This window comes from Solwaraspora sp. WMMA2059, assembly GCF_027497315.1.
Lineage (GTDB): Bacteria > Actinomycetota > Actinomycetes > Mycobacteriales > Micromonosporaceae > Micromonospora_E.
Window position 1 is genome coordinate 3,584,288 of record NZ_CP114908.1, and the last position, 25,025, is coordinate 3,609,312.

18 protein-coding genes and 1 pseudogene are annotated in these 25,025 nt (G+C 73.5%); 6 read left to right on the top strand and 13 right to left on the bottom strand.

Annotated features, from left to right (window positions below; all coding sequences use genetic code 11):
• Positions 1-27 precede the first annotated feature (27 nt).
• Positions 28-450 (top strand): helix-turn-helix domain-containing protein, encoded by a 423-nt coding sequence (locus tag O7553_RS16300; RefSeq protein ID WP_281550607.1) that lies wholly within the window; start codon positions 28-30, stop codon positions 448-450.
• A gap of 60 nt (positions 451-510) precedes the next feature.
• Here the strand turns inward: O7553_RS16300 and leuS are convergent, their stop codons facing one another.
• The 8 genes and pseudogenes from leuS to O7553_RS16340 form a co-directional block, all read right to left on the bottom strand.
• A complete protein-coding gene (gene leuS, locus O7553_RS16305; RefSeq protein ID WP_281550608.1) occupies positions 511-3,351 on the bottom strand; it encodes a leucine--tRNA ligase in 2,841 nt (946 codons plus the stop codon).
• A 236-nt stretch (positions 3,352-3,587) separates the two neighbouring features.
• A complete protein-coding gene (mnhG, locus tag O7553_RS16310; RefSeq protein WP_281550609.1) occupies positions 3,588-3,998 on the bottom strand; it encodes a monovalent cation/H(+) antiporter subunit G in 411 nt (136 codons plus the stop codon).
• On the bottom strand, positions 3,995-4,252 hold the full coding sequence (locus O7553_RS16315; RefSeq protein ID WP_123602610.1) for a monovalent cation/H+ antiporter complex subunit F: 258 nt from the start codon (positions 4,250-4,252) through the stop codon (positions 3,995-3,997). Before O7553_RS16315 ends, mnhG begins: the two co-directional genes overlap by 4 nt.
• Positions 4,249-4,671, bottom strand: a complete 423-nt coding sequence (locus tag O7553_RS16320) for a Na+/H+ antiporter subunit E (protein ID WP_281555631.1) — start codon at positions 4,669-4,671, stop codon at positions 4,249-4,251. The genes O7553_RS16315 and O7553_RS16320 overlap by 4 nt, the downstream gene beginning before the upstream one ends.
• Positions 4,672-4,784: 113 nt before the next feature.
• Entirely contained in the window at positions 4,785-6,338 is a 1,554-nt protein-coding gene (locus tag O7553_RS16325) for a monovalent cation/H+ antiporter subunit D family protein (RefSeq protein ID WP_281550610.1), read from the bottom strand.
• 224 nt (positions 6,339-6,562) lie between these two features.
• Positions 6,563-6,826 (bottom strand): annotated as a pseudogene (locus O7553_RS30195) (NADH-quinone oxidoreductase subunit K); the annotation flags it as partial.
• Positions 6,823-9,687, bottom strand: a complete 2,865-nt coding sequence (gene mbhE, locus O7553_RS16335; protein ID WP_281555632.1) for a hydrogen gas-evolving membrane-bound hydrogenase subunit E — start codon at positions 9,685-9,687, stop codon at positions 6,823-6,825. The gene mbhE and the pseudogene O7553_RS30195, both read right to left, overlap by 4 nt.
• Positions 9,688-9,768: 81 nt before the next feature.
• Positions 9,769-10,431, bottom strand: coding sequence for a universal stress protein (locus O7553_RS16340; protein WP_281550612.1), 663 nt, complete (start codon positions 10,429-10,431; stop codon positions 9,769-9,771).
• Between the two features lie 446 nt (positions 10,432-10,877).
• Here O7553_RS16340 and O7553_RS16345 point away from each other — a divergent pair, with 446 nt between their 5' ends.
• The 3 genes from O7553_RS16345 to O7553_RS16355 are packed head-to-tail and all read left to right on the top strand — an operon-like array spanning position 10,878 to position 15,754.
• The gene (locus O7553_RS16345; RefSeq protein ID WP_281550613.1) at positions 10,878-11,948 is read left to right on the top strand and encodes a MoxR family ATPase; all 1,071 of its coding nucleotides are present in this window, start codon (positions 10,878-10,880) and stop codon (positions 11,946-11,948) included.
• 3 nt (positions 11,949-11,951) lie between these two features.
• Entirely contained in the window at positions 11,952-13,250 is a 1,299-nt protein-coding gene (locus O7553_RS16350) for a DUF58 domain-containing protein (protein ID WP_281550614.1), read from the top strand.
• Positions 13,247-15,754, top strand: a complete 2,508-nt coding sequence (locus tag O7553_RS16355; protein ID WP_281550615.1) for a DUF3488 and transglutaminase-like domain-containing protein — start codon at positions 13,247-13,249, stop codon at positions 15,752-15,754. Before O7553_RS16350 ends, O7553_RS16355 begins: the two co-directional genes overlap by 4 nt.
• 219 nt (positions 15,755-15,973) lie before the next feature.
• Here O7553_RS16355 and O7553_RS16360 read toward each other — a convergent pair whose 3' ends face one another.
• From O7553_RS16360 to O7553_RS16370, 3 genes are all read right to left on the bottom strand, one after another.
• Positions 15,974-16,360 carry a DUF3040 domain-containing protein gene (locus O7553_RS16360; protein WP_281550616.1) on the bottom strand — a complete coding sequence of 129 codons (387 nt, stop codon included), beginning with the start codon at positions 16,358-16,360 and terminating at the stop codon, positions 15,974-15,976.
• 282 nt (positions 16,361-16,642) lie between these two features.
• Positions 16,643-17,833: a nucleotide pyrophosphatase/phosphodiesterase family protein gene (locus O7553_RS16365; protein WP_281550617.1), complete on the bottom strand. Its 1,191-nt coding sequence runs from the start codon at positions 17,831-17,833 to the stop codon at positions 16,643-16,645.
• Positions 17,830-18,576, bottom strand: a complete 747-nt coding sequence (locus O7553_RS16370; protein WP_281550618.1) for a methyltransferase domain-containing protein — start codon at positions 18,574-18,576, stop codon at positions 17,830-17,832. Before O7553_RS16370 ends, O7553_RS16365 begins: the two co-directional genes overlap by 4 nt.
• Positions 18,577-18,710: 134 nt before the next feature.
• On the opposite strand from O7553_RS16370, the gene O7553_RS16375 reads away from it, so the two are divergent.
• Both O7553_RS16375 and O7553_RS16380 read left to right on the top strand, forming a co-directional pair.
• Positions 18,711-19,043 (top strand): PadR family transcriptional regulator, encoded by a 333-nt coding sequence (locus O7553_RS16375; protein WP_281550619.1) that lies wholly within the window; start codon positions 18,711-18,713, stop codon positions 19,041-19,043.
• Positions 19,040-20,017, top strand: coding sequence for a hypothetical protein (locus O7553_RS16380; RefSeq protein WP_281550620.1), 978 nt, complete (start codon positions 19,040-19,042; stop codon positions 20,015-20,017). Before O7553_RS16375 ends, O7553_RS16380 begins: the two co-directional genes overlap by 4 nt.
• A gap of 21 nt (positions 20,018-20,038) precedes the next feature.
• On the opposite strand, the gene O7553_RS16385 is transcribed toward O7553_RS16380, so the two are convergent.
• The gene (locus tag O7553_RS16385; RefSeq protein WP_281550621.1) at positions 20,039-23,419 is read right to left on the bottom strand and encodes an error-prone DNA polymerase; all 3,381 of its coding nucleotides are present in this window, start codon (positions 23,417-23,419) and stop codon (positions 20,039-20,041) included.
• Positions 23,412-24,998 carry a DNA polymerase Y family protein gene (locus O7553_RS16390; RefSeq protein WP_281555633.1) on the bottom strand — a complete coding sequence of 529 codons (1,587 nt, stop codon included), beginning with the start codon at positions 24,996-24,998 and terminating at the stop codon, positions 23,412-23,414. The genes O7553_RS16385 and O7553_RS16390 overlap by 8 nt, the downstream gene beginning before the upstream one ends.
• Positions 24,999-25,025 lie beyond the last annotated feature (27 nt).

A 25,025-nucleotide genomic window follows, 5' to 3' on the forward strand; every position in this document is an offset into this window, starting at 1 on the left:
TGTCGGCACCGACAAGAAGGCACTCTCATGTCACCCACGCACACCGCGGTAACCACCTCGGCCGCACAGCTGGAGCCGTGTGGGCGCGCCGAGCACCCCGACTGCGGCATCCGCGACGTGCTGGACCGGCTCGGCGACCGGTGGTCGGTCCTGGTCGTGGTCGAGTTGGCGGCCAGGCCCCGGCGCTTCCGCCAGCTGCAACGGTCGATCGACGGCATCTCGCAGCGCATGCTCACGCTCACCGTCCGCCGGCTGGAGCGGGACGGGCTGGTGACCCGTACGGTCTATCCGACCGTCCCCGCCCAGGTCGACTACCGGCTGACCGACGTCGGCGCCAGCCTGACCCACCTGGTCAAGGCGCTGGCCGACTGGTCACTCGCGCACCGACCGGTGATCGCCGCCGCCCGCCAGCGCTACGACGACCGCGCCGGCGATCACCTGGCCGGCTGAACCCGGGCCGGCCCGCAGCTGACCCTGCGGGCCGGGCCGCCGGCACCAGGAGCCCTGGCCTCAGGGGACCACGCTGACCATCCGGCCCGGGACCACGATCACCTTGCGCGGCGTACGGCCGGCCAGGTGCTCGGCGACGGCGGCCAAAGCGGCGGCCCGTACCTCGTCCTCGGCGGCCTCGGCCGGCACCTCGACGCGGCCCCGCACCTTGCCGGCCACCTGCACCGGGTAGATCACCGACGCGGCCCGCAGCAGCGCCGGGTCGGCCGACGGGAAGTCGGCGTAGGTCAGCGAACCGGTGTGGCCGAGCCGCTGCCACAGTTCCTCGGCGACGTGCGGGGCGAACGGCGCCAGCATCAGGACCAGCGGCTCGGCCGCCTCCCGGGGCGTCGCGGGCAGCCGGGTCAGCGCGTTGGTCAGCTCGATCAGCTTCGCGATCGCCGTGTTGAACCGCAGCCCGTCCATGTCGGCGCGGACACCGTCGACGATCCGGTGCGTCAGCCGGCGGACCTCGTCGGCGGCGGGCGCGTCGGTCACCCGGGACGCGCCGGTGTGCTCGTCGACCAGGGCCCGCCACACCCGCTGCAGGAACCGGTACGAACCGACGACCGCCCGGGTCTCCCAGGGACGGGAGACCTCCAGCGGGCCCATCGACATTTCGTACACCCGGAACGTGTCGGCGCCGTACGCCTCGCACATCTCGTCCGGGGTGACCACGTTGCGCAGGCTCTTACCCATCTTGCCGTACTCGCGGTTGACCGCGGTTTCGCCGTGGAACCAGCCGCCGTCGCGCTCGGTCACCGCCGCCGCGTCGACGTACGCGCCGCGCGCGTCGGTGTACGCGTACGCCTGGATGTAGCCCTGGTTGAACAGCCGGCGGAACGGCTCGACGCTGGACACGTGCCCCAGATCGAACAGCACCTTGTGCCAGAACCGGGCGTACAGCAGGTGCAGCACGGCGTGCTCGACCCCGCCGACGTACAGGTCGACACCGCCGCAGTCGGTCGCCGACGCCGGTCCCATCCAGTACCGCTCGTTGGCCGGGTCCACGAAGGCGTCGGCGTTGGCCGGGTCGGCGTAGCGCAGCTCGTACCAGCAGGAGCCGGCCCACTGCGGCATCGTGTTGGTCTCCCGGCGGTAGCTCCGCCGGCCGGCCGGCGCACCCGGCACCCCGGTCAGGTCCAGCTCCACCTCGACCCAGTCGGCGGCCCGCGACAGCGGCGTCTCCGGGTCGGATGCGGCGTCGTCGGGGTCGAAGGTACGCGGCGAGAAGTCGTCGATCTCGGGCAGCTCCAGCGGCAGCATCTCCTCCGGCAGCGGGATCGGCAGTCCGGTCTCGTCGTAGACGATCGGGAACGGCTCGCCCCAGTAGCGCTGCCGGCTGAACAGCCAGTCCCGCAGTCGGTAGGTGACCGCGCCCCGGCCGTGGCCGCCCGCCTCCAGCCAGGCGATGATCCGTTCCTTGGCCTCGGTCACGCCCAGACCGTTCAGGAAGTCGCTGTTCATCGCCGGCCCGTCACCGGTGTACGCCTTGCCGGTGAAGTCCGCCGGCGGTGTCACGGTCCGCACGATCGGCAGGTCGAACACCTCGGCGAAGTCCCAGTCCCGCTCGTCCTGCGCCGGCACCGCCATGATCGCCCCGGTGCCGTAGCCGGCCAGCACGTAGTCGGCGATGAAGATCGGCAGCCGGGCGCCGTTGACCGGGTTGGTGGCGTACGCGCCGACGAAGACGCCGGACTTGTCGCGGGTCTCGGCCTGCCGTTCGGCGTCGGTGCGCCCGGCCGCCTGCTTGCGGTACGCCTCGACCGCCTCGGCCGGGGTGGCGTGCCCGCCGGTCCACGCCGGCCGGGTGCCCTCCGGCCAGGCGGTCGGCACCAGCTCGTCGACCAGGGAGTGCTCCGGGGCCAGCACCATGTAGGTGGCGCCGAAGACGGTGTCCGGCCGGGTGGTGAAGACCTCGATCGGCGCGGCGTCGGTCGGGAAGACGATGTGCGCGCCGGTTGACCGGCCGATCCAGTTGCGCTGCATCAGCTTGATCGGCTCGGGCCAGTCCAGCAGGTCCAGGTCGGTCAGCAGCCGGTCGGCGTAGGTGGTGATCCGCATCATCCACTGCCGCAGGTTGCGCTTGAAGACCGGGAAGTTGCCGCGCTCGGACCGGCCGTCGGCGGTGACCTCCTCGTTGGCCAGCACGGTGCCCAGACCGGGGCACCAGTTGACCGGCGCCTCGGAGACGTACGCCAGCCGGTGCGCGTCGACCAGTTCGCGGCGTTCCCGGTCGGTCAGCTCGGACCAGGCGCGCCCGTCCGGGGTGGCGCGCCGACCCGACTCGTACGCGGCGATCAGCTCACTGACCGGCCGGGCCCTGCCGGCCTCGGTGTCGTACCACGAGTTGAAGACCTGCAGGAAGATCCACTGGGTCCAGCGGTAGAACTCCACGTCGGTGGTGGCCACCGACCGCCGGTCGTCGTGGGCCAGCCCCAGCATCCGCAGCTGGGCCCGGTAACGTTCGATGTTGGCCTCGGTGGTGGTCCGCGGGTGCTGGCCGGTCTGCACCGCGTACTGCTCGGCGGGCAGGCCGAAGGCGTCGAAGCCCATCGCGTGCAGCACGTTGCGGCCGGCCATCCGCTGGTAGCGGCCGTAGCAGTCGGTGCCGATGAAGCCCAGCGGGTGGCCGACGTGCAGGCCCGCGCCGGACGGGTACGGGAACATGTCCAGCAGGAAGAGCTTCTCGGCGTCGGCGCGCGGGTGGGCCGGGTCGGCCAGCGGGCCGACCGGGTTGGGCGCGTGGAAGGTGCCGTCACGCTCCCACCGCTGCTGCCACCGTCGCTCGATCTCGCCGGCCATCGCGGCGGTGTACCGGAACGGTGGGGTGTCCGCCGCGGTCTCGACTGCCTCGCTCATCGTCGGTCGCCACCTCAGGGTCGGTTGTGGGCTGTGGTGTATTGGTCGTGGGCATGAAAAAACCCCTCCACAGGAGGGGTCGCCGTGCTGCCGCCGCCGGACGGCCGCTGCGCCGGTCAGGCGGCCTGGTGGGTCAGCACGGCCGGAGAAGGAGCAGGAAGGCGCCGGCCATGGCGTCAGTGTACTCCGGGTCGGCGAACCAGGTGGACCGCCCTCACCGCCGGCTCCGGCGACGGCTACGACCGGCCGGCCTCCCCCGGTCCCTCCGGCACGGTGCCCGGCCGTGACCGGTCTCCCTGTCCCGCGTCGGGCCGGGGCCCGCCCTGCTCGGCGAGGGCGTCGAACCTGCTCTGCGGGCTCATCGGCGCACCGGACAGGTAGGCCGACCGGGCCAGCGCGTACCCGCCGACCGGCGCGGTGACCACCTGCAGCAGTACGGCCAGGGTCACCACCACCGCGGTCCGTGGGCTGGGCAGCAGGGTCAGCGCGCCGAGCAGGATGAGCACCAGACCCAGGCTGGCCGCCTTCGCCACCGCGTTCATCCGGTTGTAGACGTCGGGCAGCCGTAGCATGCCGAGCCCGGTGATCCCGATCAGCAGGGTGCCCGCGCCGAGCAGCACCCCGGCGAGCACGTTCCAGCCGTTCACCGGCTCCTCCGATGCACCAGGCGGGCGAGCGCGACCGTGGCGAGGAACCCGACCAGGGTCGCGGTCAGCACGATGTCGAGCAGTTCGGCGATCCGCAGCCGGGCGGCGAGGACGGCGACCCCGGCGATGAAGACGAAGAAGCCGAAGTCGACGGCGGCGGCGCGGTCGGCGTCGGTCGGGCCGATCACCAGGCGGATGATCGCCGCCGCCATCGCCAGGGCCAAGACGGCGAGGACGAGGTCGAGTCCGGTCACCGGTCGGCTCCCTCCGGCTGGTCGGCCCGGTCGTCCCGGTCCCCCGGGTCGGCCCGGTCGTCCCGGTCGACCGGGCGGGCGGCGGGCAGCAGGTGGTCCTGCAGCCGGGCGAGTTCGGCGCGGAACCGCTGCGGGTCCTCGGCGTGCATGCCGTGCACGAACAGGGTCGGCGGTTGCGGGCGGACCGCCACGGTGAGCGTGCCCGGGGTCAGCCCGACGGCCAGCGCCATCAGCACCATCTCGGTGCTGGTCCGGGTCCGCAGCGGGAACTCGACGATCCCCGGCGACAGCCCGCTGCCCGGCGTGACGATCTCCCGGGCGACGACGACGTTCGCCACCACCAGGCGGCCGGTGAAGTAGCCGACGAAGCTCAGCACCCGCCCGGCCCGGCGCAGCGTCCGGACCGGCCAGTGCAGCAGCGTCCGGTCCGGCCCCCGGCGCGGCCTGCCGGCCCGGCCGCCGCCGGCTCCCCGGCCGGTACGGGCTTCCACCGGGCCGGTTCGGGTCTTTTCGGTCCGTCGCGTTCGTCTGGTCAACGTCCGGTCACCGCCTCCACATAGGCGCTCGGGTCGATCAGTCCGTCGGCGGCGGTCGCCGCCAGGCCGAGCAAAGGCTGCGCGGCCGGACCCAGCAGCAGGGTGAGGGCCGCGAGCAGCACCGCCGGCCCGGTCAGCCAGGTGTGCATCCGCGGCGGCACGTCGTCGGTACGGGCGGCCGAGTTCGCGGACACCGAAGGTTGGCCGGCCGGGTTCACGGAGGCCGACGGGCGGCCACCATGGTCCACCGGTGCGGGCGTGGGTTCACCCCAGAACGCCAGATCCCAAATCTTGATCATCGAGATGAGTGTGCCGAGGCTGACCAGCACCGCGACGGCGAACAGCAGATAGTCGCCGTTGGCGACCGCTGCCCGCAGCAGCAGGAACTTGGCCAGGAACCCGGAGAACGGCGGCATCCCGGCCAGCGACAGCCCCGCACCTATGAAGGCCAGGGCGAGCAGCCGGTGCACCGTGGCCAGCCCGCCGAGCCGGTCCAGCTTATCGGTGCCGTAGCCGACCACCACCGCCCCGGCGCAGAGGAACAACGCCGCCTTGACCAGGATGTACTGCACCAGGAAGAAGATCGCCGCAGTGAGCGCGGCCGGGTTGAACACCGCCAGCCCGATCAGCAGGTAGCCGATCTGGCTGACCATGTGGAACGCGAGCACCGAACGCATCGTGGTCTCGCCGAGCGCCCCGAGGACGCCGATCACCATGGTCACGGCGGCGGCCAGCCCGATCACCCACCGGTAGTCGACCGCGCCGTCATAGACCACCGCCACGATCCGGACGATCGCATACCCACCGACCTTGGTGAGGACGCCGGAGAACAACGCGGTGACCACCGGTGGCGCGTACGGGTAGCTGCGGGGCAGCCAGCCGTGCAGCGGCACCACCGCGGCCTTCACCGCCAGGGCGAGCAGCACCACTGTGCCGGCCAGGGCCAGCGCGCCGTCGCGGCTGGCCGACCCGGCCAGTTCGCCGAGATCGACGGTGCCGGCGACGGAGTAGACCAGCCCCACCCCGGCCAGCAGGATCGTGGAGGCGAGCAGGTTGACGGTCACGTAGATCCGCCCGGCCACTGTCCGCTCCCGGCCGGCGCCGGCGGTCAGCAGTACGTACGACGGCACCAGCATGACCTCGATCAGCACGAACAGGTTGAACAGGTCGGCGGTCAGGAACGCCCCGAACGCGCCGGCGCTGGTCATCAGCGCCAGCGGGACCAGATACGGTCGCCGGTCGTCACCGGAACCGATGGCGAAGACCCCGCACAGCAGCACGACCAGCGCCACGACCGTGACCATCAGCGCGCTGAAGGTGTCCGCCGCCAGGGTGATCGCGAAGCCTGCCGGCCAGCCACCGATCCGCTCGGTCAGCACCTCACCACGGCGGGTCGCGGCCAGCAGCATTCCGCCCTGGGCGAGCACTGCCACGCCCGTGCCCAGCCAGCCGATCCGGTGCAGCGTCAACCGACGCGGTACGGCCAGCAGCAGCCCGGCCACGACCAGTGGCAGCACGATCGGACCGACCAGCGGCAGCGGCGCATTCATCGGGGCAGCTCCCCGGTGTCGCCGCCGGCCACCGTCCGACCGTGTTCGGCGACCTGGTCGGACATCGACCGGGGCTCGGTCAGCACCGGCTCCGGGCCAGCTTCCGGCTCCGGGCCCGCTGCGATGTCCTGGCCCGCCGCGCTGTCCGGATCGACCTTGTCCTGCGGGCCGGCCTCGCCCAGCTCCAGGTCGGGTCGGCCTGGTCGTGGCCGGTCGACCACCGCGAGCGCGAGCAGGAAGATCGTGATGCCGAATGTGATCACGATGGCGGTGAGCGCGAAGGCCTGAGGCAGCGGATCGGCCGTCGCCGCCGGGTCGACGTCGCCGAACGGCGGCTGCCGGCGCCACAGACCGCCCGAGGCGAGCAGCAGGATGTTGACGGCGTGGCCGAGCAGGACGAAGCCGATGACGACCCGGATCAGGCCGCGGTGCAGGATGAGGTAGACGCCGGCCGCAGTGAGCAGGCCGATCACCAACGCGACGGTCATGGTGCCCGCACCCCCGCCCCGTCGGACGGAACCGCCCCGTCGGACGGTTCCGCCGTGCCGAGCCGCCGTACCGACGCCGTGATCAGGCCCAGCACCATCAGATAGACGCCGAGGTCGAAGAAGGTCACCGGCGACACCGCGAAGCCGAGCACCGACAGTTTCAGCCCGGGCGACGGCGTCAGGAACGGCTCACCGGCCAGCAGCGCGGACAGACCGATCCCGAGACAGGTCAGCAGCCCAGCGGCGAGCAGCGGCCCGGGCCGCAGCCGGCCGGCCGCCGTCGGTGGGCGTCCGGCGTACGCCAGCTGACCGAGCCCGGCCGCGATCCCGGCCACCAGCGCGGCGACGAAGCCGCCGCCGGGCTCGTCGTGGCCGCGCAGGAACAGCCACGCCGAGACCACCAGCATCACCGGGGTGAGCAGTCGGTACGCGAACCGGAGCACCGGATCCGGCTCGGCCGGGCCGGATCCGGTGCGGCCGCGCCCGGCGGTGCCGCCAGGCCCACCGGCGACGCCGGGCCCGCCGGCGACGTCGGGCCCACCGGCGACGTCGCGTCCGCCGGCGACGTCGGGCCCACCGGCGACGTCGCGTCCGGTGGTCCGGAACAGCCCGACCAGCCCGAGTGCCACGGCGACGAGGACGGTCGCCTCACCGAGGGTGTCGAACGCCCGGAACTCGACCAGGATCACGTTGACCACGTTGCCGCCGCCGGTCGCCGGTTCCGCAGTCCGCAGGAAGTAACCCGCCGGGGCGGACAGGTCACGACGACCGGTCAGCCCGACCGTCGCGGCCACCGCGACGGCACCGGCGGCGACCGCGAGGGCGGCGGCGAAGAAGCTGACCGGCTGACGGTCGGCGCCCGGCAGCCGAGCCGGCAGCCGGCGCAGGACGAGCATCGCGACGACTGCGGTCAGTACCTCGACGAGCATCAGGGTCAACGCCACGTCCGGCGCGCCGGCGAGCAGAAACCAGGTGGCGACCATCAGGCCGACCAGGCTCAGCAGCCCGACCGCCGCGAGCGCCGACCTGGCCAGCACGATCCCGGCCAGGGCCACCGCGAGCAGCACCAGCAGCGGCCAGTCGCCGGCCGCCGCGCCAGCGGCCGGCCAGGACGGCATCGACCCCAGCGCGGCGCTGCCGGCCGCCCCGATCAGCACCAGCAGCAGCACCGGCCGGAACAGGTGGGCGGCCGGCGAGTCGTAGCGGGTCGGCCGGCCGACGATCCCGCCCAGTCTCAGCAGCGCGCCGTAGCAGCGGTCGAAGGTGACCGCCCCGGCCGGCGGCAGCCGCACCGACTGCACCAGCCGGTCGACCCGTCCACGGGCGGCGAACAGGGCCATCCCCGACAGCACGGTGAGCGCCGACAGCGCCAGCGCCGGGGTGAAGCCGTGCCAGAACGCCACGTACGGCGGATCGCCGCCGGGGGACGCGTCCTCGGTCGCCTGGTCGATCAACGGGCCGAGCAGCGCGGCCGCCGGGCCGAGCAGCAGGCTCAGCAGCGCGGCGATCGCCGCCGGGGTCAGAAACGCCAACGCCGGCTCGTACAGCTCCGGCTGTCGCGGCGGTCCGGCGAAGGTCTCGTAGACGATCCGGGCGCCGTACGCGAAGGTGAGGGCGGACGCCGAAACGGCCAGCACCTCGGCCGACGGGCTGAGCCACGGATCGACCCCGGTCTTGATCAACGCGTCGAAGATCGCCTCCTTGCTGACGAACCCGAGCAGTGGTGGCAGGCCGGCCATCGACATCGCGGCCAGGCCGGTCAGGGTGGCGGTCACCGGCATCACGTGGCGCAGGCCGGAGAGCTGTCGGATGTCCCGGCTGCCGGCCTCCCGGTCGATGATGCCGACGAGCATGAACAGGGTGGCCTTGAACAGCGCGTGAGCGACGGTGTGCAGCACCGCAGCGGCCAGCGCCGCCGGGGTGCCGACCCCGATCACCCCGACCAGCAGCCCGAGCTGGCTGACCGTCGAGTACGCCAGCATGGCCTTCAGGTCGTGCTGGCGCAGCGCGAGGAACGCACCCGCCAACGCGGTGCCGAGCCCGCCGAGGACCAGCACGATGGTCCAGGCGGCCTGGTCGGCGTAGATCGGCGAGAACCGGATCAGCAAGTAGATCCCGGCCTTGACCATCGTCGCGGCGTGCAGGTAGGCGCTGACCGGGGTGATCGCCACCATCGCGCTGGGCAGCCAGAAGTGGAACGGGAACTGCGCGGACTTGGTGAACGCCGCGACGATCAGCAGCCCGCCGACCACCCAGGCGACCGGCGAGCCGAGCAGCCGGTCGGGGTAGGCCAGGATGGTGGTCAGGTCGCTGGTGCCCAGCTGGACCGTCATCACCACGACCGCCGCCAGCAGCGCCAGGCCGCCACCGGCGGTGACCAGCAACGCCCGGGTGGCGGGGCGGGCCGCCGCCGGACTGGCCTGGCCGATCAGGAAGAACGAGCAGATCGTGGTCAGCTCCCAGAACAGGAACAGCAGTACCGTGTCGGCGGCGAAGACCAGGCCGAGCATCGCCACGGTGAACAGGGTCAGCAGCGTGTAGAGCGCGGCGCACGGGCGGTGCGGGGCGAGGTAGCGCGGGCAGTACATCATGATCAGCGCGCCGACCCCGAGCACCAGCAGCCCGAAGACCATCGCCAGGCCGTCGAGCCGCAGCGCGAACGCGATGTCCAGCGACGGCAGCCAGCGCGCCGAGACCGCGACCGCGCCGTTGTCCAGCACCACCGGCAGCCGGGAGGCGAGCAGCCCGCAACCCAACAGGTAGCCGACCGCGAGCGGGTAGCCGGTGTCGCGGCCGAGCGATCGGGTGAGCAGTGGTACGGCGGCGGCGAGCCCGGTCAGCAGGGCCAGCACCGCGACCATCGTCAACGGGCACCCCTCGGTGCGGCGGTGACCCAGGGGTACGGACCGGCCCGGCACCGGCCGGCGGTCGTCGGGCGCACCTCAACCGTCCTCGCTGGCGGCCAGCAGCACCGGCCGGGTGGCATCCCGGACCACCTGGTCGGCGACGCTGCCGAGCAGCCGGTTGGACAGTCCACGGCCCCGCCGCCCGACCACGATCATGTCCACGTCGCGCGCCTGAGCGACGTCCAGCAGGGCCCGGGCGGGCCGGCCGGTGACGATCTCGATGCTGCTCGGCAGCGGCTGCCCGACGGCGTGGCGCAGTCGGGCCGCCCGGTCGGTGAGCAGTTCCCGTGCCCGGTCCAGCTGGTCGACTTCTTCGGCGGTGCGTTCGCCCCGCTCGACGGCGGCGACGTCGACCACGGTGGTCAGGATCAGCTCGCCGACGCGACCGGCGAGCACCCGGTGCGCCGTACGCAGGGCGTGCTCGGAGTCGGCGGAGCCGTCCAGGCCGACCAACACCCGGGGCCCCGTGCCGGGTGCGCTCGGCCCGGTGTCGGGCGGTGCCGGGCGGGTTTCCAACCGCCCCGTCGGTCGCGATCCGCGCTCCACCGCGATCGGGACGAAGAGCAGTCCGAGCACGGCGCCCAACGGATACCAGTACCAGGCGCGTTGGCCGTGCCGGGCGATGAACACCGCCACCGCTACGATCCCGGAGAGCACCCAGACGGCGACGACGGTCACGATGTAGCCGGCTGTGGACATCCAGCTCCCTCCGGTTGCACGTACCGGTCGACCCGCCCGACCATCTGACCTGGTCACCGCTGGTGTCGCCGACTACCCGGGAAACGCCGGTCCTACCCGGCCGCCCGGCGGGTTCACCCCGGCGGGTGGTGTCGGTCGGGGCGGGGCGCGGTCCGGGCGGGCGCTTGAACCGGACCGGTCACCGGCCCGTACTCCCGGTGGGAGCGGGCGCCGCCCCGCCCGCTCCCACGCGGCACCCGGACCGTCCGTCTACGACCGGGTCGCCCATGGTGAGCATGGGCAGGTGAGCAGACCACGCCATCCCGTGGATGGCGGACGCGCGAAAGATGGATAGCCTGAGAGGCATGTGGGGTCCCTGCGGCGGGAGACGACGGTCCCCCACGTGACCGACGGCGGGCGGCCGGGCCGGCCGACCCGCGTGACGCCGTACGACGAGGAGGAGGATCGTGACCCAAGACAGCTGGGACGATCTGGGTGCTCCGATGCCCCATGACGAGTTCCGCGCCGTGTCCGACGCTATCGTGGCCAACATCGAGCAGGTCATCGAGGGCAAAACCGCCACGGTTCGGCTGGCACTCGCCGTCCTGCTCGCAGAGGGACACCTGCTGATCGAGGACGTTCCCGGAGTTGGTAAGACCAAACTCGCCAAGACGCTGGCCAGGTCGATCGACTGCTCCGTACGCCGAATCCAGTTCACCCCGGACCTGCTGCCCAGTGATGTGACCGGAGTCAGCGTCTACAACCAGGACAACCACGACTTCGAGTTCAAGCCGGGCGCGGTCTTCGCCAACCTGGTGGTCGGCGACGAGATCAACCGGGCGTCCCCGAAGACCCAGGCCGCGCTGCTCGAATGCATGGAGGAGCGGCAGGTCACCGTCGACGGCACCACCTACGAGCTGCGGACGCCGTTCATGGTGATCGCCACCCAGAACCCGATCGAGATGGAGGGCACCTACCCGCTGCCGGAGGCGCAGCGGGACCGGTTCACCGCCCGGATCGCGATGGGCTACCCCGACCCGAGCGCCGAGCTGGCGATGCTCGACGGGCACGGCGCGGCAGACCCGGTGCACCAGCTGCAGCCGGTGTCCGACGCGGCGGGGGTACGGCGGCTGATCGCCACCGTCCGGGAGGTGCACGTCGCCGACCCGGTCAAGCAGTACGCGGTGGACCTGGTCACCGCCACCCGGGAGTCCCCGGAGCTGCGACTCGGTGCGTCGCCCCGGTCGACCCTGCAGCTGCTGCGTACCGCCCGCGCGGTCGCCGCGCTGGAGGGCCGCGACTACGTGCTCCCGGACGACCTGCAGGCGCTCGCCGTTCCGGTGCTGGCCCACCGGCTGATCCCGACCGCCGAGGCACAGCTGGCCCGACGGACCACCGACGCGATCATCGCCGAGCTGGTGCACCGGATGCCGTTGCCCCACGAGCGGCAACGGCCGGCCGCCCCGGCGTACGACGGCAGCCAGTTCGGCCCGGCCGACGCCCCGATGGCCGTCCCCTTCGAGCCGCGAGGCCGGTGACCGATGCGGGCGGCGCTGCGCGGCCTGACCACCCGCGGCCGGTCGTTCCTGGCCGCCGGCGCGGCGGCGGTCGTCTCGGCACTGATCCTCGGCGAGAAGGACCTGCTGCGGGTCGCCATCCTGCTGGCCGTCCTGCCGCTGCTGGCCGCCCTGTACGTGGGCCGTAGCCGGTACAAGCTGGCCTGTACCCGCTCGCTGGAACCGCACCGGATCCCGGTCGGCTCCAACGCCCGGGTGGTGCTGCGGCTGCAGAACCTGTCCCGGCTGCCCACCGGCACCCTGCTGCTGGAGGACCGGCTGCCGTACGCCCTGGGCAGCCGGCCCCGGGTGGTGCTGGAACGGCTCGGTGCTCAGCAGGCCAGTTCGGTGGCGTACACGGTGCGGGCCGAGGTCCGCGGCCGCTACGAGGTCGGCCCGCTGGTGGTCCGGCTCACCGACCCGTTCGGCCTGTGCGAGCTGACCCGGGCCTTCCCCAGCGTCGACCGGCTCACGGTCATCCCACAGGTCACCGCGCTGCCGTCGGTCCAACTCGCCAGCGAGTACGCCGGTTCCGGTGACAGCCGGGCCCGGTCGGTGGCGGTGCACGGCGACGACGACTCCGCCACCCGCGAGTACCGCCGCGGTGACGACCTGCGCCGGGTGCACTGGAAGTCGACCGCCCGCACCGGTGAGCTGATGGTGCGCCGGGAAGAACAGCCGTGGGAGACCCGGGCGACCGTGGTGCTCGACACCCGCGCGTACGCGCACCGTGGCGAGGGCCCGACGGCGAGCTTCGAGTGGGCGGTGGCGGCGGCAGCGAGCATCGCCGTGCACTTCCGGTCGAACGGCTACCGGCTGCGGCTGGTCACCGACACCGGCATCGACGCCGACGCCACCGAGGCCGACGGGGACGGACTGCTGCTCGACCGGCTGGCCGACGTCACCGCCGGCCAACGCAGCGACATCGCCACCCTGGTCGAGCAGGTACGCCGCCGCTCGGACAGTTCACTGGTGATCGCGTTGTTCGGAGCGCTCACCCCGACCGAGGCTAAGCTGCTGGCCGGGCTGCGGGGCAACCGGTCGACCTGCGTCGGCCTGCTGATCGACAGCTCGACCTGGATGAATCTGAGCCCGGACGAACGGGCCGAGGCCGACCGGGCGCACGGTGCCGCCGCGCTGTCGCTGCTGCAGAGCGGCTGGCGGGTGATCGGAGTGAACCATGGCGACCAGTTGCCGTCGCTGTGGCCGCAGCTCGCCCGGGGTTCCCAGGGCTTCGCCTGGCGGGCCGCGCTGGCCGAGACGATAGCCGGAGGAGTGAATTGACCACCCGCAGACACCTCGGTCTGGTCGCGGCGGCAGCCACCCTGATGGCGGCCGCGCCGATGGCCACCATCTTCCAGGACTGGACCTGGCTGGTGCAGTGCGCGATCACCGTGACCATGATCGGTGGCGCCGGGATGCTGGTCCGCTCGTTGCGGGCTCCCGGATGGCTGCACCCGGTGGCCATGATCGGCGCGCTGCTCCTCGCCCTGACCTGGCTGTTCCCCAGCGGCGACGAGTTCCTCGCGGTGCTGCCGTCGCCGGCGACAATCGGCCACTTCGGTGCGCTGCTGGCCCAGTCGGCGCAGGACGTGCACGCGTACGGCGTGCCGGTGCCCGACGGCGACGCGCTGCTGTTCATCACCGCGCTGGGGATCGGTTCGGTCGCGGTCGTCGTCGACGTGCTCACGGTGACCCTGCGCCGGCCGGCGCTGGCCGGCCTGCCGATGCTGGCGATCTACTCGGTGCCGGTGGCGATCTACGTCGACAGCGTTCCGGCGGCACCGTTCGTGGTCGGCGCGGTCGGCTACCTGTGGCTGCTGATGGCCGACAACGTCGACCGGGTCCGCCGGTTCGGCCGCCGGTTCACCGGCGACGGCCGGGACGTCGACGTGTGGGAGCCGTCGCCGCTGGCCGCCGCCGGTCGGCGGCTCGCCGTGCTCGGGGTGGTCATCGCGGTGCTGATCCCGCTGACCATCCCCGGCATGACGTCCGGGCTGCTGACCAACCTCAGCGGCGGCGGGACCGGCGGCAACGGGCTGGGCAACGGCCCCGGCCAGGTGAACCTGTTCGCGGCGTTGAGCGGCCAGCTCAACCAGAGCGAGGTCACCGAGATGGTCCGGGTGACGACCAACGACCCGGCCCCGGCGTACCTGCGGATCGGTATCGCCGATGAGCTGCGCGAGGACGGTTTCGCCAGTCGCCCGCCACGCGGGCGGCCGGACTCGGCCCGGTCGCTGCCCGACCCGCGGACCGACCCGGACATCCGCAACACCGGGGTCAGCCACCAGGCGTACGAGGCGACCGTCGAGGTCACCGGGAACTTCAACATGGCGCTGCTGCCGACCTACGCGGTGCCGGTGCAGATGCGCGACGTGGACGGCAACTGGGCGTACGACCGCACCGCGCAGATCGTCTTCTCCGGCCAGTCGCGGGCCCGCAACATGACCTACGGATTCGAGTACGTCCGCACCAGCTACACCCCGGGGGCACTGCGCCGGTCCCAACCGTTGCCGGCCGACAACGACCTGCGGCAGGCGTTCACCGCAGTGCCGCAGGTGCCGCAGGTGACCGAGCTGGTCGGGGAGCTGACTGCCGGCGCGCGCAGCGACTACGACCGGGTGCTGGCCATCTACGAGCACTTCTCCCGAGACAACGGTTTCACCTACAGCCTGGCCACCGAGGGCGGCACGGCCGGCCAGGACATCGTCAACTTCCTCGACAACAAGGTCGGTTTCTGCCAGCAGTACGCCGCCGCGATGGCGTGGCTGGTCCGCGCCGCGGACGTACCCGCCCGGGTGGCGTTCGGTTTCACCAACGGCTCCCGACGACTGGAGAACACGTACACGCTGACCAACCTGAACCTGCACGCGTGGACCGAGGTCTACTTCGACGGGCTCGGCTGGGTGCCGTTCGACCCGACCCCGGCGGCGAGCATCCCCGGCTCGGTGCGCTCCGAGTGGGCGCCGGACGTGGACGCCCCGCCGGACGCCGGACCGAGCGCCGGACCGAGCGCGGCCCCGTCCGCCGCGCCTTCGACGACGGCGCTGCCGGAGACCGGGCCCGGCCAGCTCGACCCGGGTGCACTGGGTGCCGGATCCGCTGCCGATTCCACCGCCGGTCCCCGTTGGCCGTGGTGGGCCCTCGCTGGTGTGGTCGCGGTGCTCGTGTTGGCGGCCCTGCCTGCGGCCCGACGCGCGACGGTACGCCGTCGGCGGCTGGCCCGTGTCCTGGCTCCGGTGACCCCGGCGGGCACCGACCCGACGGACGCTCGGGACGCCGACTCCCCCGCCGCGAGCGGGGCCGCCGCCGGTGGTGCTCCGCTGATGACCGTCACCGGCGCCGACGCCGGGGCCGCCCGGCAGCACGCGCACGCCGTCTGGAGCGAACTGGTCGACACCCTGGTCGACCTGCGGATGCCGGTCGACCGGTCGGAGACGCCACGGGCAACCGCGGCGCGGCTGGCTGCTCTGGAGTCGGTCCACGGTGCGGCGACCGACGCGGTCCAGCTACTCAGCCAGGCGGAGGAGCGGGCCCGGTACGCCCGTCAACCGGTGCCGGGCGAGCCGCTGGTCGAGGCGTTGGGGCGGGTACGGGCGGCGTTGGCGGCCGGGGTGGGTCGGCGTACCCGGCTGGCGGCCCGGCTCCTGCCGCTGTCGGTACTGCTGCGCTGGCGGGACGCGGTTGTCGAGGCGTACAGCCGGGTCTTCTCGGTCGTCGGCCGGTGGCGCGACGCGGCGGCGCGGTTGAGTCCGCGCCGGCTGTTGGCCAACCGGGCGGGTCGCTGACCCGTCCCGGGGTTTCGCGAAACCGCCACCTCGGGTCGGCGCACCGGGCATAATCGCCCACGTGCCGAGACGCTTGATCGCAGCGCGGTCAGTCAAGCAGCGCGGTCAGTCGACGAGATCCGTGGCCGACCGCCGCTGCCCCGCGTGGCGGGCCGGTAGGCGGGCACGACAAGACCACCCGGCTCACGCCGAACCGGGCGGCTGGTCCCGCCCGCTAGGTCAGCGGTGGCCCTCCGGCCGCTGGCGCCAGCGCTCGTCCAGCCGGTCGATCAGCGATGACCGTCGCCCGCTGCGGGTCCTCCGACGTGTGGTCCCGCCGACCACCCGCAGGTCGGGCGAGTTCGACTTGCGCTGGGACTGCATGGCGAACGCCGCTGCCCCGAGCATGACCACGAAGCCGGCCACACCGAGCAGCGGCACTTTGCTCACTGTGCCGTAAACGACCAGGGCAAGGCCAATGATGATCACACCGGCAGCGACGAGCAGGCGACGCCGCGCGTGGAAACGCGGGTCGCTGGCGCGCACGGCCGAGGCGAATTTGGGGTCCTCGGCAAGCGACCGCTCGATCTGCTCGAACAGCCGCTGCTCGTGCTCCGAGAGCGGCACGGCACTCCTCCCCGGTCACGTTGGTCAGCCCGGTCGGACCGACAGACCGTGGCAGCCAACCGGCTGCTTACCCGCAAGTCTACGAGGGGGGTCGCGGGTCGGAAAGCCGGACGACGGACCGCCTAGGTTGATTTTCCGTCCGGCGGACGTCATCACCTGGTAACAGAGTAGCCGCCCAACCGGACAGTGCACCGCTGCCCGGCCCTCGTCACACCAGGAACTCGATCTTTCTCGCCCACCGCACCGCGAGTTTCACTCTCATAGCACACTCAACCGGGCAAATCACTCGCGACCAGCGCCGGTGGTGATCAGCAGCGGAACGGCCATCTCGACCTCGGTCACTCCACCGTGGAAGCCGACCAACGCGGAGCCGACCGGATCGGTCCGGGTGGCCACCACGACGAACCGGTCCTGACAGATCACCACGACGTCGCCGATCCGGCCCAGATGCCCCGACGGCACCGGGCCGAACCAGCCTTCGGCGATCAGCTCGTCCCGCTCGGCCACCCGGGCCGCCGGGCCGAGGACGGCCCGCCACCCGGCGATGACGTCGCCCACCGCGCCCGGCACCGGGTGCAGGTAGCGGGCGCGGGGCTCCCCGGCGACCACCCGCACGCCGGCCCGCAGCCGGGGGTCGGTGTCCAGGTCGAACCGGTGTCGCGGGTCGGCCGGCACGTTCAGCTGACCGTGGTCGGCGGTCACCAGCAGCGCCGCGTCCCGGGGCAGCCCGCCCAGCACCCGGTCCAGCAGCCGGTCCAGGTCGGCGGCGGCGGCCCGCCAGGGCGGGGAACCGACCCCGGACAGGTGGCCGTGCCGGTCCAGGTCGGGATGGTAGCCGGAGACCAGCACCGGAGCGTCGCCGGCGGTGACCGCGTCGAGCAGCCCGGCGGCGAGGGCGTCGGCGTCGGCCGCGCCCCGGTACGCGCCGCCCCGGTTGGCGGCGACCGTCAGCCCGCTGCCGGCGAACTCGGGCCGGCTGACCACGGTGACCGTCACCCCGGCGGCCGCCGCCCGTTCCAGCTGGGTCGGCACCGGCTGCCACCGCCGCGGGTCCGGGTCGTCGCGCCAGTCGACGTGGTTGAGTACCCGGTCGGTGCCGGGCACCAGGCTGCGGAAGCCGAGCACCCCGTGCGCCCCCGGCGCGGCACCGGTGCCGAAGCTGACCAGGCTGGTCGGTGTGGTGGACGGGAAGCCGGTGGTGAGCCGCCGCGCGTACCGGCCGGCGGAGAGCGCGGCCAGCGTCGGAGCGTGTTCGCCGGCGGCCGGCAGCTGGTGCCAGCCGAGCCCGTCGACCAGCAGCACCACGACGCGCCGCACCCCGGCGAGCGGCCCGGCGAGGCCGAGTACGTCGTCCGCGCCGGGCACCCCGAGCACCGCCAGCACGCTGGGCAGCACGTCGGCGAGGCTGGCCGCGCCGTACTCCGGGCGCACCGGGCGCAGCAGCTCCGCAGCCGGCGGGTCCGCCGCTGTCACAGCGGACGCCGGGCGAACAGGTGCAGCTGGGTGGCGAGGTCCCGGTACGGCGGCTGGGCGGCGACGGCGAGCTCCAGGGCGAGCAGGGCCTGCGGGTCACCCTCGGCGACGGCCGCCGGCAGCAGGTCGGACAGTACGCGTACCCCGTGGATCTGCTCGACCCGCAGCCCGGCGGCGGCGAGCAGATCGACGGCGCGGTCGGCGTCGTAACGGCGGCGCAGCGTGTCCCGCGCGCCGGCGGTGCCCTGCGGGTCGGCGAGCAGTGCGGCGGCGAGGTCGAGATGTCCGTTGACCGCGCGGGCCAGCACCGCTGCGGCGCGGCCGGCCACCAGTACGCTGGCCGCCCCGCCCGGCCGCAGCACCGTGGCCAGCGACTCCACCACCCGGGCCGGCTCGTCGACCACCTCCAGTACCGCGTGGCAGAGCACCAGGTCGGCGCTGGCCGGCGCGATCAGCTCGCCGAGCGCGTCGCCGTCGCCCTGGGTGGCGGTGATCCGGTCGGCGACCCCGGCGTCGGCGGCCCGTCGGGTGAGCGCGGCCAGCGCGTCGGGGCTGGCGTCGACCACGGTCACCTGGTGTCCTGCTTCGGCCAACGGCACCGCGAAGCCACCGGTGCCGCCGCCGACGTCGACCACGGTGAGCCTGCGGCCGGGCTGCCGGTCCAGTTCGTGACGCAGGACGGACCAGACCACGGCGGTTCGCGGGCCGGCCGCCTGGCCGGCCGGGATGTGTGTCGGTTCCACCCGCGCGAGCCTATCGGCCCGGCCCGGTCCCACTCGGTCCGGTGCGGCCCGGTGCGGCCCGGGGCGGCGCTCGTCGCCGGGCGGCGGTACTCCGCGATTGACGGTATATCGCACTACGAAGTAGTCTGCGAAGCGTGGATACCACCCAGCTTCTCAAAGGGGTGCTCGATCTGGCCGTCCTCGCTGTGCTGCAGCACGAGGACGGCTACGGCTACGACATCCTGCGGCGACTACGCACCGCCGGGCTGACCGAGGTCGGCGACGCCTCGGTGTACGGCACGCTGCGCCGGCTGTTCCAGGCCGGTCTGCTCACCACCTACGTGGTCCCGTCCGAGGAGGGCCCGCACCGCAAGTACTACTCACTCAACGGCGCCGGGCGTGACCAGTTGACCCGCTCCGGCAAGACCTGGCGCGGCTTTGCCACGACGATGGACAACCTACTTGACGATCGGGGGGTGGCGGCGTGAACGCCGCGACGCAGGCTGAGATCACGCACTACGTCGAGCAGGTCCGGTCCGCGCTGGCCGACCTGCCCGGCCCGGTCCGCGACGAACTGCTGGAAGACCTGCCCGAGCACCTCGCCGAGGTGCTCGCCGAAGGCGACGGCACGCTGGTCGACCGGCTCGGCGACCCGACGGAGTACGCCGCCGAACTGCGCGCCAGCGCCGCACTGGACGCCCCGGCGTCGCCGCCGGGGATCGGCCACCGGGCGGCTGCCGCCTGGCAGGCCACCCGCCACCGGCTGGGCCGGATCGACCGCCGGGTCGGCCCGGTCCTCGCTCACGGCACCGCCAGCGAGTTCCTGCGGTCGCTGCGCCCCGGCTGGTGGGTACTGCGCGGCTACCTCGCCGCGATGCTCCTCACCCACCTGGTCTTCGGAGGGATCTCCTCGCCGCTGCCCACCCCCGATGGCAGCGTCCCGGCCGGGCTGCTACTTCTCACCGTGGCCGTGACCGGCTCGGTCTGGCTCGGCCGCCGAGGACTACGACTGACCCGACGGCCACGGCTGGTGGTGACTGGCGCCACCGCCCTGGCGCTCGTTGGGTTCGCCTCGTACTTCCTGTTCGGCCTCGGATCAACGTCAGAAGGTCCGCTCGTCGTGATGGAGTCGAACGGCGGCGCGGCCTACCTCGCTCCCCCGTTGCCGGCTCCGCTGGACGTGTATGTCTACGACAGTCAGGGACAGTTGGTGGAAGGTGCCCGGCTGTTCGACGAGAACGGCGAGCCGATCGTTCTCGGCTCCCCGAACTGGTGTGAGTTGTCAGACCTGGAACAGCTGCGGGTCGGGCAGAGCCTCTCGCGTATGGGCGGCCGAGTCACCTTGCGCGACCCGAATGTGGAGTACACCTACCCGCTCTGTCCCGAGCGGAACCCGTTCCAACTGCCGGCCCTGAACCCGAGCCCCGACACCACCCCGGCACCCGACCCGTCGCCGAGCTGATCTGCGGCATCGGCTGTGTATTCAGCGGAAGTCCCGGGACGTCGGACTGACCGGGGTGGTCACCGCTTCCAGCCGGTCGGCGACCAGGTTGATCACCCCTTCGGCCTTCTCCAGCCGACCCCGCACCAGCAGCGCCGCGCTGGACCGGGCCACCGTCCGGTAGCGCTGCCACAGCCCGGGTGAGCAGGTCACGTTGAGCATCCCGGTCTCGTCCTCCAGGTTCACGAACGTCACCCCACCGGCGGTCGCCGGGCGCTGCCGGTGGGTGACGATACCGCCGACCCGGACCCGGGTGCCGGCGTCGACCCGACCCAGGGCGGCGATCGGCACCGCCCCGGCGGCGGCCAGCCGGTCCCGGACGAACCGCACCGGATGATTCTCCGGCGACAGCCCGGTGGCCCACACGTCGGCCATCAACGCGTCGACCTCCTCCAGACCGGGCAGGGCCGGCGCCGCGACCCCGACGGCGACACCCGGCAGCCGGTCGGCGCGTTCCTGCGCGGCTGCCCCGGCCCCCCACAGCGCCTGCCGACGGGTCAGCCCGAAACAGGCGAACGCGTCGGCGGTGGCCAGCGCCTCCAGCTGGGCAGCGGTCAGCCCGACCCGGCGGGCCAGGTCCGGCATGTCCCGGTACGGCCCGTGCGCGGCCCGCTCGGCCTCGATCCGCTCGGCCAGGTCGTCGCCGATGCTCCGGACCGCCGACAGGCCGAGGCGCACCTGCGGGCCGCCGACCCCCCACTGGTGCGGCGGCTCCCCCGGCGCGCCACCCCACCGGGTACGGGCGTCGACGACCAGGGTGGCCGCCGCGCCGCTGGCGTTGACGTCCGGCCGGTGCACCCGTACCCCGTGCCGGCGGGCGTCGTCCACCAGGGTCTGCGGCGAGTAGAACCCCATCGGCTGGGCGTTGAGCAGCGCGGCCAGGAACGGTGCCGGGTGGTAACGCTTGAGCCAGGCACTGGCGTACACCAGGTAGGCGAAGCTCATCGCGTGGCTCTCCGGGAACCCGAAGCTGGCGAACGCGCTCAGCTTCACGTACAGGTCGTCGGCCAGTTCACCGGTGATGCCCCGGCCGGCCATTCCGGCGTACAGCCGGTCGCGGATCGCGGCCATCCGAGACGCCGACCGTTTCGACCCCATCGCCCGGCGCAGCTGGTCGGCGCCGGCGGCGTCGAAGCCGGCCAGGTCGATCGCCAACTGCATCAGCTGCTCCTGGAACAGCGGCACCCCGAGGGTCTTCTCCAACGCGTTGCGCATCAGCGGATGCGGGTAGGTCACCGGGTCCTGGCCGTTGCGCCGGCGGATGTACGGGTGCACCGAGCCGCCCTGGATCGGGCCGGGCCGGATCAACGCCACCTCGACGACCAGGTCGTAGAAGCAGGTCGGTTTCAGCCGGGGCAGGGTGGCCATCTGGGCGCGGCTCTCCACCTGGAACACCCCGACCGAGTCGGCCCGGCACAGCATCGCGTACACCTCGGGGTCGTCCAGCGACATGGCGCTCAGGTCCAGTTCGGAGCCGATCAGGTCGTGCGCGTCGTGCAGCGCGGTGAGCATGCCGAGCCCGAGCAGGTCGAACTTGACCAGGCCGACGCTGGCGCAGTCGTCCTTGTCCCACTGCAGCACGGTGCGCCCCGGCATCCGGGCCCACTCCACCGGGCACACCTCGATCACCGGCCGGTCGCAGATCACCATGCCGCCGGAGTGGACGCCCAGATGCCGGGGGAAGGTCTGCAGTTCGTCGGCGTACGCCACCACCTGCGCCGGAATGTCCTCCCCGGCCGCCGCGACCGCGCCGTAGTGGTCGATCTGTTTGCTCCAGGCGTCCTGCTGGCCGGGCGAGAACCCGAACGCGCGGGCCACGTCGCGCACCGCCGACCGGGGCCGGTACGAGATCACGTTGGCCACCTGGGCGGTGTGTTCCCGGCCGTAGCGGCGGTACACGTACTGGATGACCTCCTCGCGGCGGCCGGACTCGATGTCGACGTCGATGTCCGGCGGGCCGTCGCGTTCCGGGGCGAGGAACCGTTCGAACAGCAGCTGGTGGCGGACCGCGTCGACGTTGGTGATCCGCAGCGCGTAGCAGACCGCCGAGTTGGCCGCCGACCCCCGCCCCTGGCAGTAGATGTCGGCTTCGCGGCAGAACGCCACGATGTCGTGCACGACCAGGAAGTAGCCGGGGAAGTCCAGCCGCTCGATCATGTCGAGTTCGTGGTCGAGCTGCCGGTACGCCTCCGGGTGGGCCTCGCGGGGGCCGTACCGTTCCAGCGCGCCCCGCCAGGTCAGCTCCCGCAGCCAGCTCATCTCGGTGTGCCCGGCCGGCACCGGGTGGTCCGGCAGCCGGGGGGCGACCAGCTGCAGGTCGAACGCCAGTTCGGCGCCGTAGCCGGCGGCCCGGGCCACCGCACCCGGGTAGTCGGCGAACCGGGCCGCCATCTCGGCGCCGGAGCGCAGGTGGGCGGCGCCGGCGGCGGGCAGCCAGCCGTCGATGTCGTCCAGGCCGCGGCGGGCCCGGATCGCGGCCAGCACGCCGGCCATCCGGTGCCGGGCCGGCGTGGCGTAGTGCACGTTGCCGCTGGCCACCGTCGGCAGCCCGCGGGCGCCGGCCAGCTCGGCGAGGGCGTCGTTGCGGTCGCCGTCGTCCGGATGCCCGTGGTCGGTCAGCTCGACCGCGACGCCGTCCGCGCCGAACAGCGCCACCAGCCGGTCCAGCTCCACATCGGCGGCGGCCGCCCCGCCGGTACGCAGCGCCGCCGGCACCGGCCCCTTGCGGCAGCCGGTCAGCACCAGTACGTGGTCGCGCAACTCGGCGGCGACCTGCTCCAGGCTGCCGTAGTCGGGTCGGCCCTTCTCTCCGCCGCGCAGCTGCGCCCGGGAGATGACCCGGGCCAGCCGGGCGTAGCCGGCCGGGCCACGGGCCAACGCCAGGAGATGTCGCCCGGCCGGATCCGGCTCCCCGGTGCGCGGTGCCGCCCGCCGGTCTGCGGTGTCCATGGTGCTGAGGGACAGCTCTGCACCGAACACGGTCGGCAGTCCGTACGCGGCGGCCGCCTCGGCGAACCGCACCACCCCGTAACAGCCGTCGTGGTCGGTGACGGCCAGCGCGGTCAACCCCAACCGGACCGCCTCCTCGACCAGCTCCTCCGGGTGGCTGGCCCCGTCGAGGAAACTGAAGTTGCTGTGGCAGTGCAGTTCGGCGTACGGCGTGACCGGCCCGCCCCCGGCGGCGGCCGGCCCCCCACCGGCGGTGACCAGCGGCGCGGCCGACGGTGCGGCCGACAGTGCGGCCGACGGCGCGGTCAGCCCCGGCGGCGGTGTGTACGGTGCCCGTTTGCGGGTCCAGCCCGGCGCGTCACCGCCGTCGCCGTCGACCGCGAGCGGGTCGACCACCATCGGGTCGTCAGTCATAGACGGCCTCCACCACCCAGCGCCCGTCGGTGCGGGCGATCAGCAGGGCGCTGCCGTCGGCGAGCGCGACCTGGAACCGGGCCCGGCGGCGCGCCTCGGCCGGCACCCACCAGCGTTCGTCGAGCGGCCACGGGCCGGCCCAGCCGGTGACGTCGACCGGGGGGCCCGTACCGACGGCGACCCGGGCCGGCGCGGCGCTGACCACCAGCCGGGCGCTGACGGTGACCGGTTCGCCTGCCGCGTCGTACACCTCGGCCGGCAGCGGGGCGGGCAGCACGACCGCCGGTGCCGGTGGTGGCAGCCGGCCGGGCCACGGCGGCGCTTCGGGCCGGGTCGGCGCCCGTTCGTCGCCCCACGGCACCAGTCGGACCTGGTCGACCGGGGACCGACCGCCACCGAGCACGGCGGTGACCACCGCGTCCGGCCCGAGCAGCCCCTGCACCCGGGTCAACGCCCGGCGCGCCCGGGCGTCCTCCGCGCCGATCTCCCCCCACAGGCCGGGCTGCAGGGCGACCCGGGCGAGCACCCCGTCCGGGACGAGCCGCAGCCGGACGATCCCGGCGGTGGGCGCCGGCGGTGACGCGGCGGTGCCGGCACCCGGCCGGCGGGCGGCGGCTCCGGTGAGCCAGCCGTCGAGCTGCCAGCGCAGCCGGTCGGTGATCGCCGCGGCGGTGAGCATGCCGTCGTGCCGCCAGACGCGGTGCAGTTCCTGGCCGTGTGCGGTGACCGCTTCGATGCCGACCCGGGTGCAGGCCAGTCCGTTCCCGCTGAGCTGGTCGTGCAGCTGCTCGGCCAGGGCGCGGGCGGCGAACGCGGCCGCGTCGACCCGGTCGAGCGGTTCGTCGTAGTCGGCGGTGACGGACAGTTCGGGGGGCGGTTGTCGGGGGGTGAACGGCTGTTCGTCGCGCCCGGCGGCGAGCCGGTGGGCCAGCGCCGCGTCGGGGCCGAACCGGGCGAGCACGTCGCGGGCCGGCAGCGCGGCGAAATCCCCGAGGGTACGCAGACCGAGCCGGCGCAGCAGGCCGGCCAGGTCGGGTCGGCCGAGCACCCGCAGCGGCAGCCCGGCCAGGAACGTGCGGCTGTCGCCGGGCGGGACGATCCGGCCGGTACGGGCGGCCAGCCCGGCGGCGAAGAACCCGTCGGCGACACCCACCTGGCTTTCGACTTCGCAGACCTGCGCGACGTGTTCGACGATCTGCTCGGCGGCGGCCTCCTCGCCGCCGAAGTAGCGGGCCGGGCCTCGGGCGGCGACGGCGCACGCCCCGGGGCGGTGCACCTCGACTCCGGCGACGACCTGTTCGATCGCGGCGACGACCGGCTCGAACGCCCGGGCGTCGCGGGCCGGGTCGTGGTCGAGCACGGTGAGCCCGGGGCAGCGACTCTGCGCATCCCGTCGGCGCAACCCGGGATGTACGCCGTCGGCGCGGGCAGCCGCGGTGCAGGCGACCACCCGGTTGGCGTGCAGTACGGCGACCGGCCCGGTGGCCGGCACGCCGTCGATGATCTCGGCGGCCGTCACCGGCCAGTCGGGGCACCAGACGACCAGCGCCCGGGTGGGCCGGCCGGCCGGGGTGGCCATGTTCATCCGCGCCGCACCAGGGTCAGC

Bases quoted from the DNA above. Each gene is read 5' to 3' on its own strand.
- O7553_RS16390 (WP_281555633.1), bottom strand. From the start codon at position 24,998: ATGGCCACCCCGGCCGGCCGGCCCACCCGGGCGCTGGTCGTCTGGTGC.
- mbhE (WP_281555632.1), bottom strand. From the start codon at position 9,687: ATGGTCGCGGTGCTGGCCCTGCTGACCGGGCTCGCCGCCGCCGTACCA.
- O7553_RS16300 (WP_281550607.1), top strand. From the start codon at position 28: ATGTCACCCACGCACACCGCGGTAACCACCTCGGCCGCACAGCTGGAG.
- O7553_RS16325 (WP_281550610.1), bottom strand. From the start codon at position 6,338: ATGAATGCGCCGCTGCCGCTGGTCGGTCCGATCGTGCTGCCACTGGTC.
- leuS (WP_281550608.1), bottom strand. From the start codon at position 3,351: ATGAGCGAGGCAGTCGAGACCGCGGCGGACACCCCACCGTTCCGGTAC.
- O7553_RS16350 (WP_281550614.1), top strand. From the start codon at position 11,952: ATGCGGGCGGCGCTGCGCGGCCTGACCACCCGCGGCCGGTCGTTCCTG.
- O7553_RS16385 (WP_281550621.1), bottom strand. From the start codon at position 23,419: ATGACTGACGACCCGATGGTGGTCGACCCGCTCGCGGTCGACGGCGAC.
- O7553_RS16340 (WP_281550612.1), bottom strand. From the start codon at position 10,431: ATGTCCACAGCCGGCTACATCGTGACCGTCGTCGCCGTCTGGGTGCTC.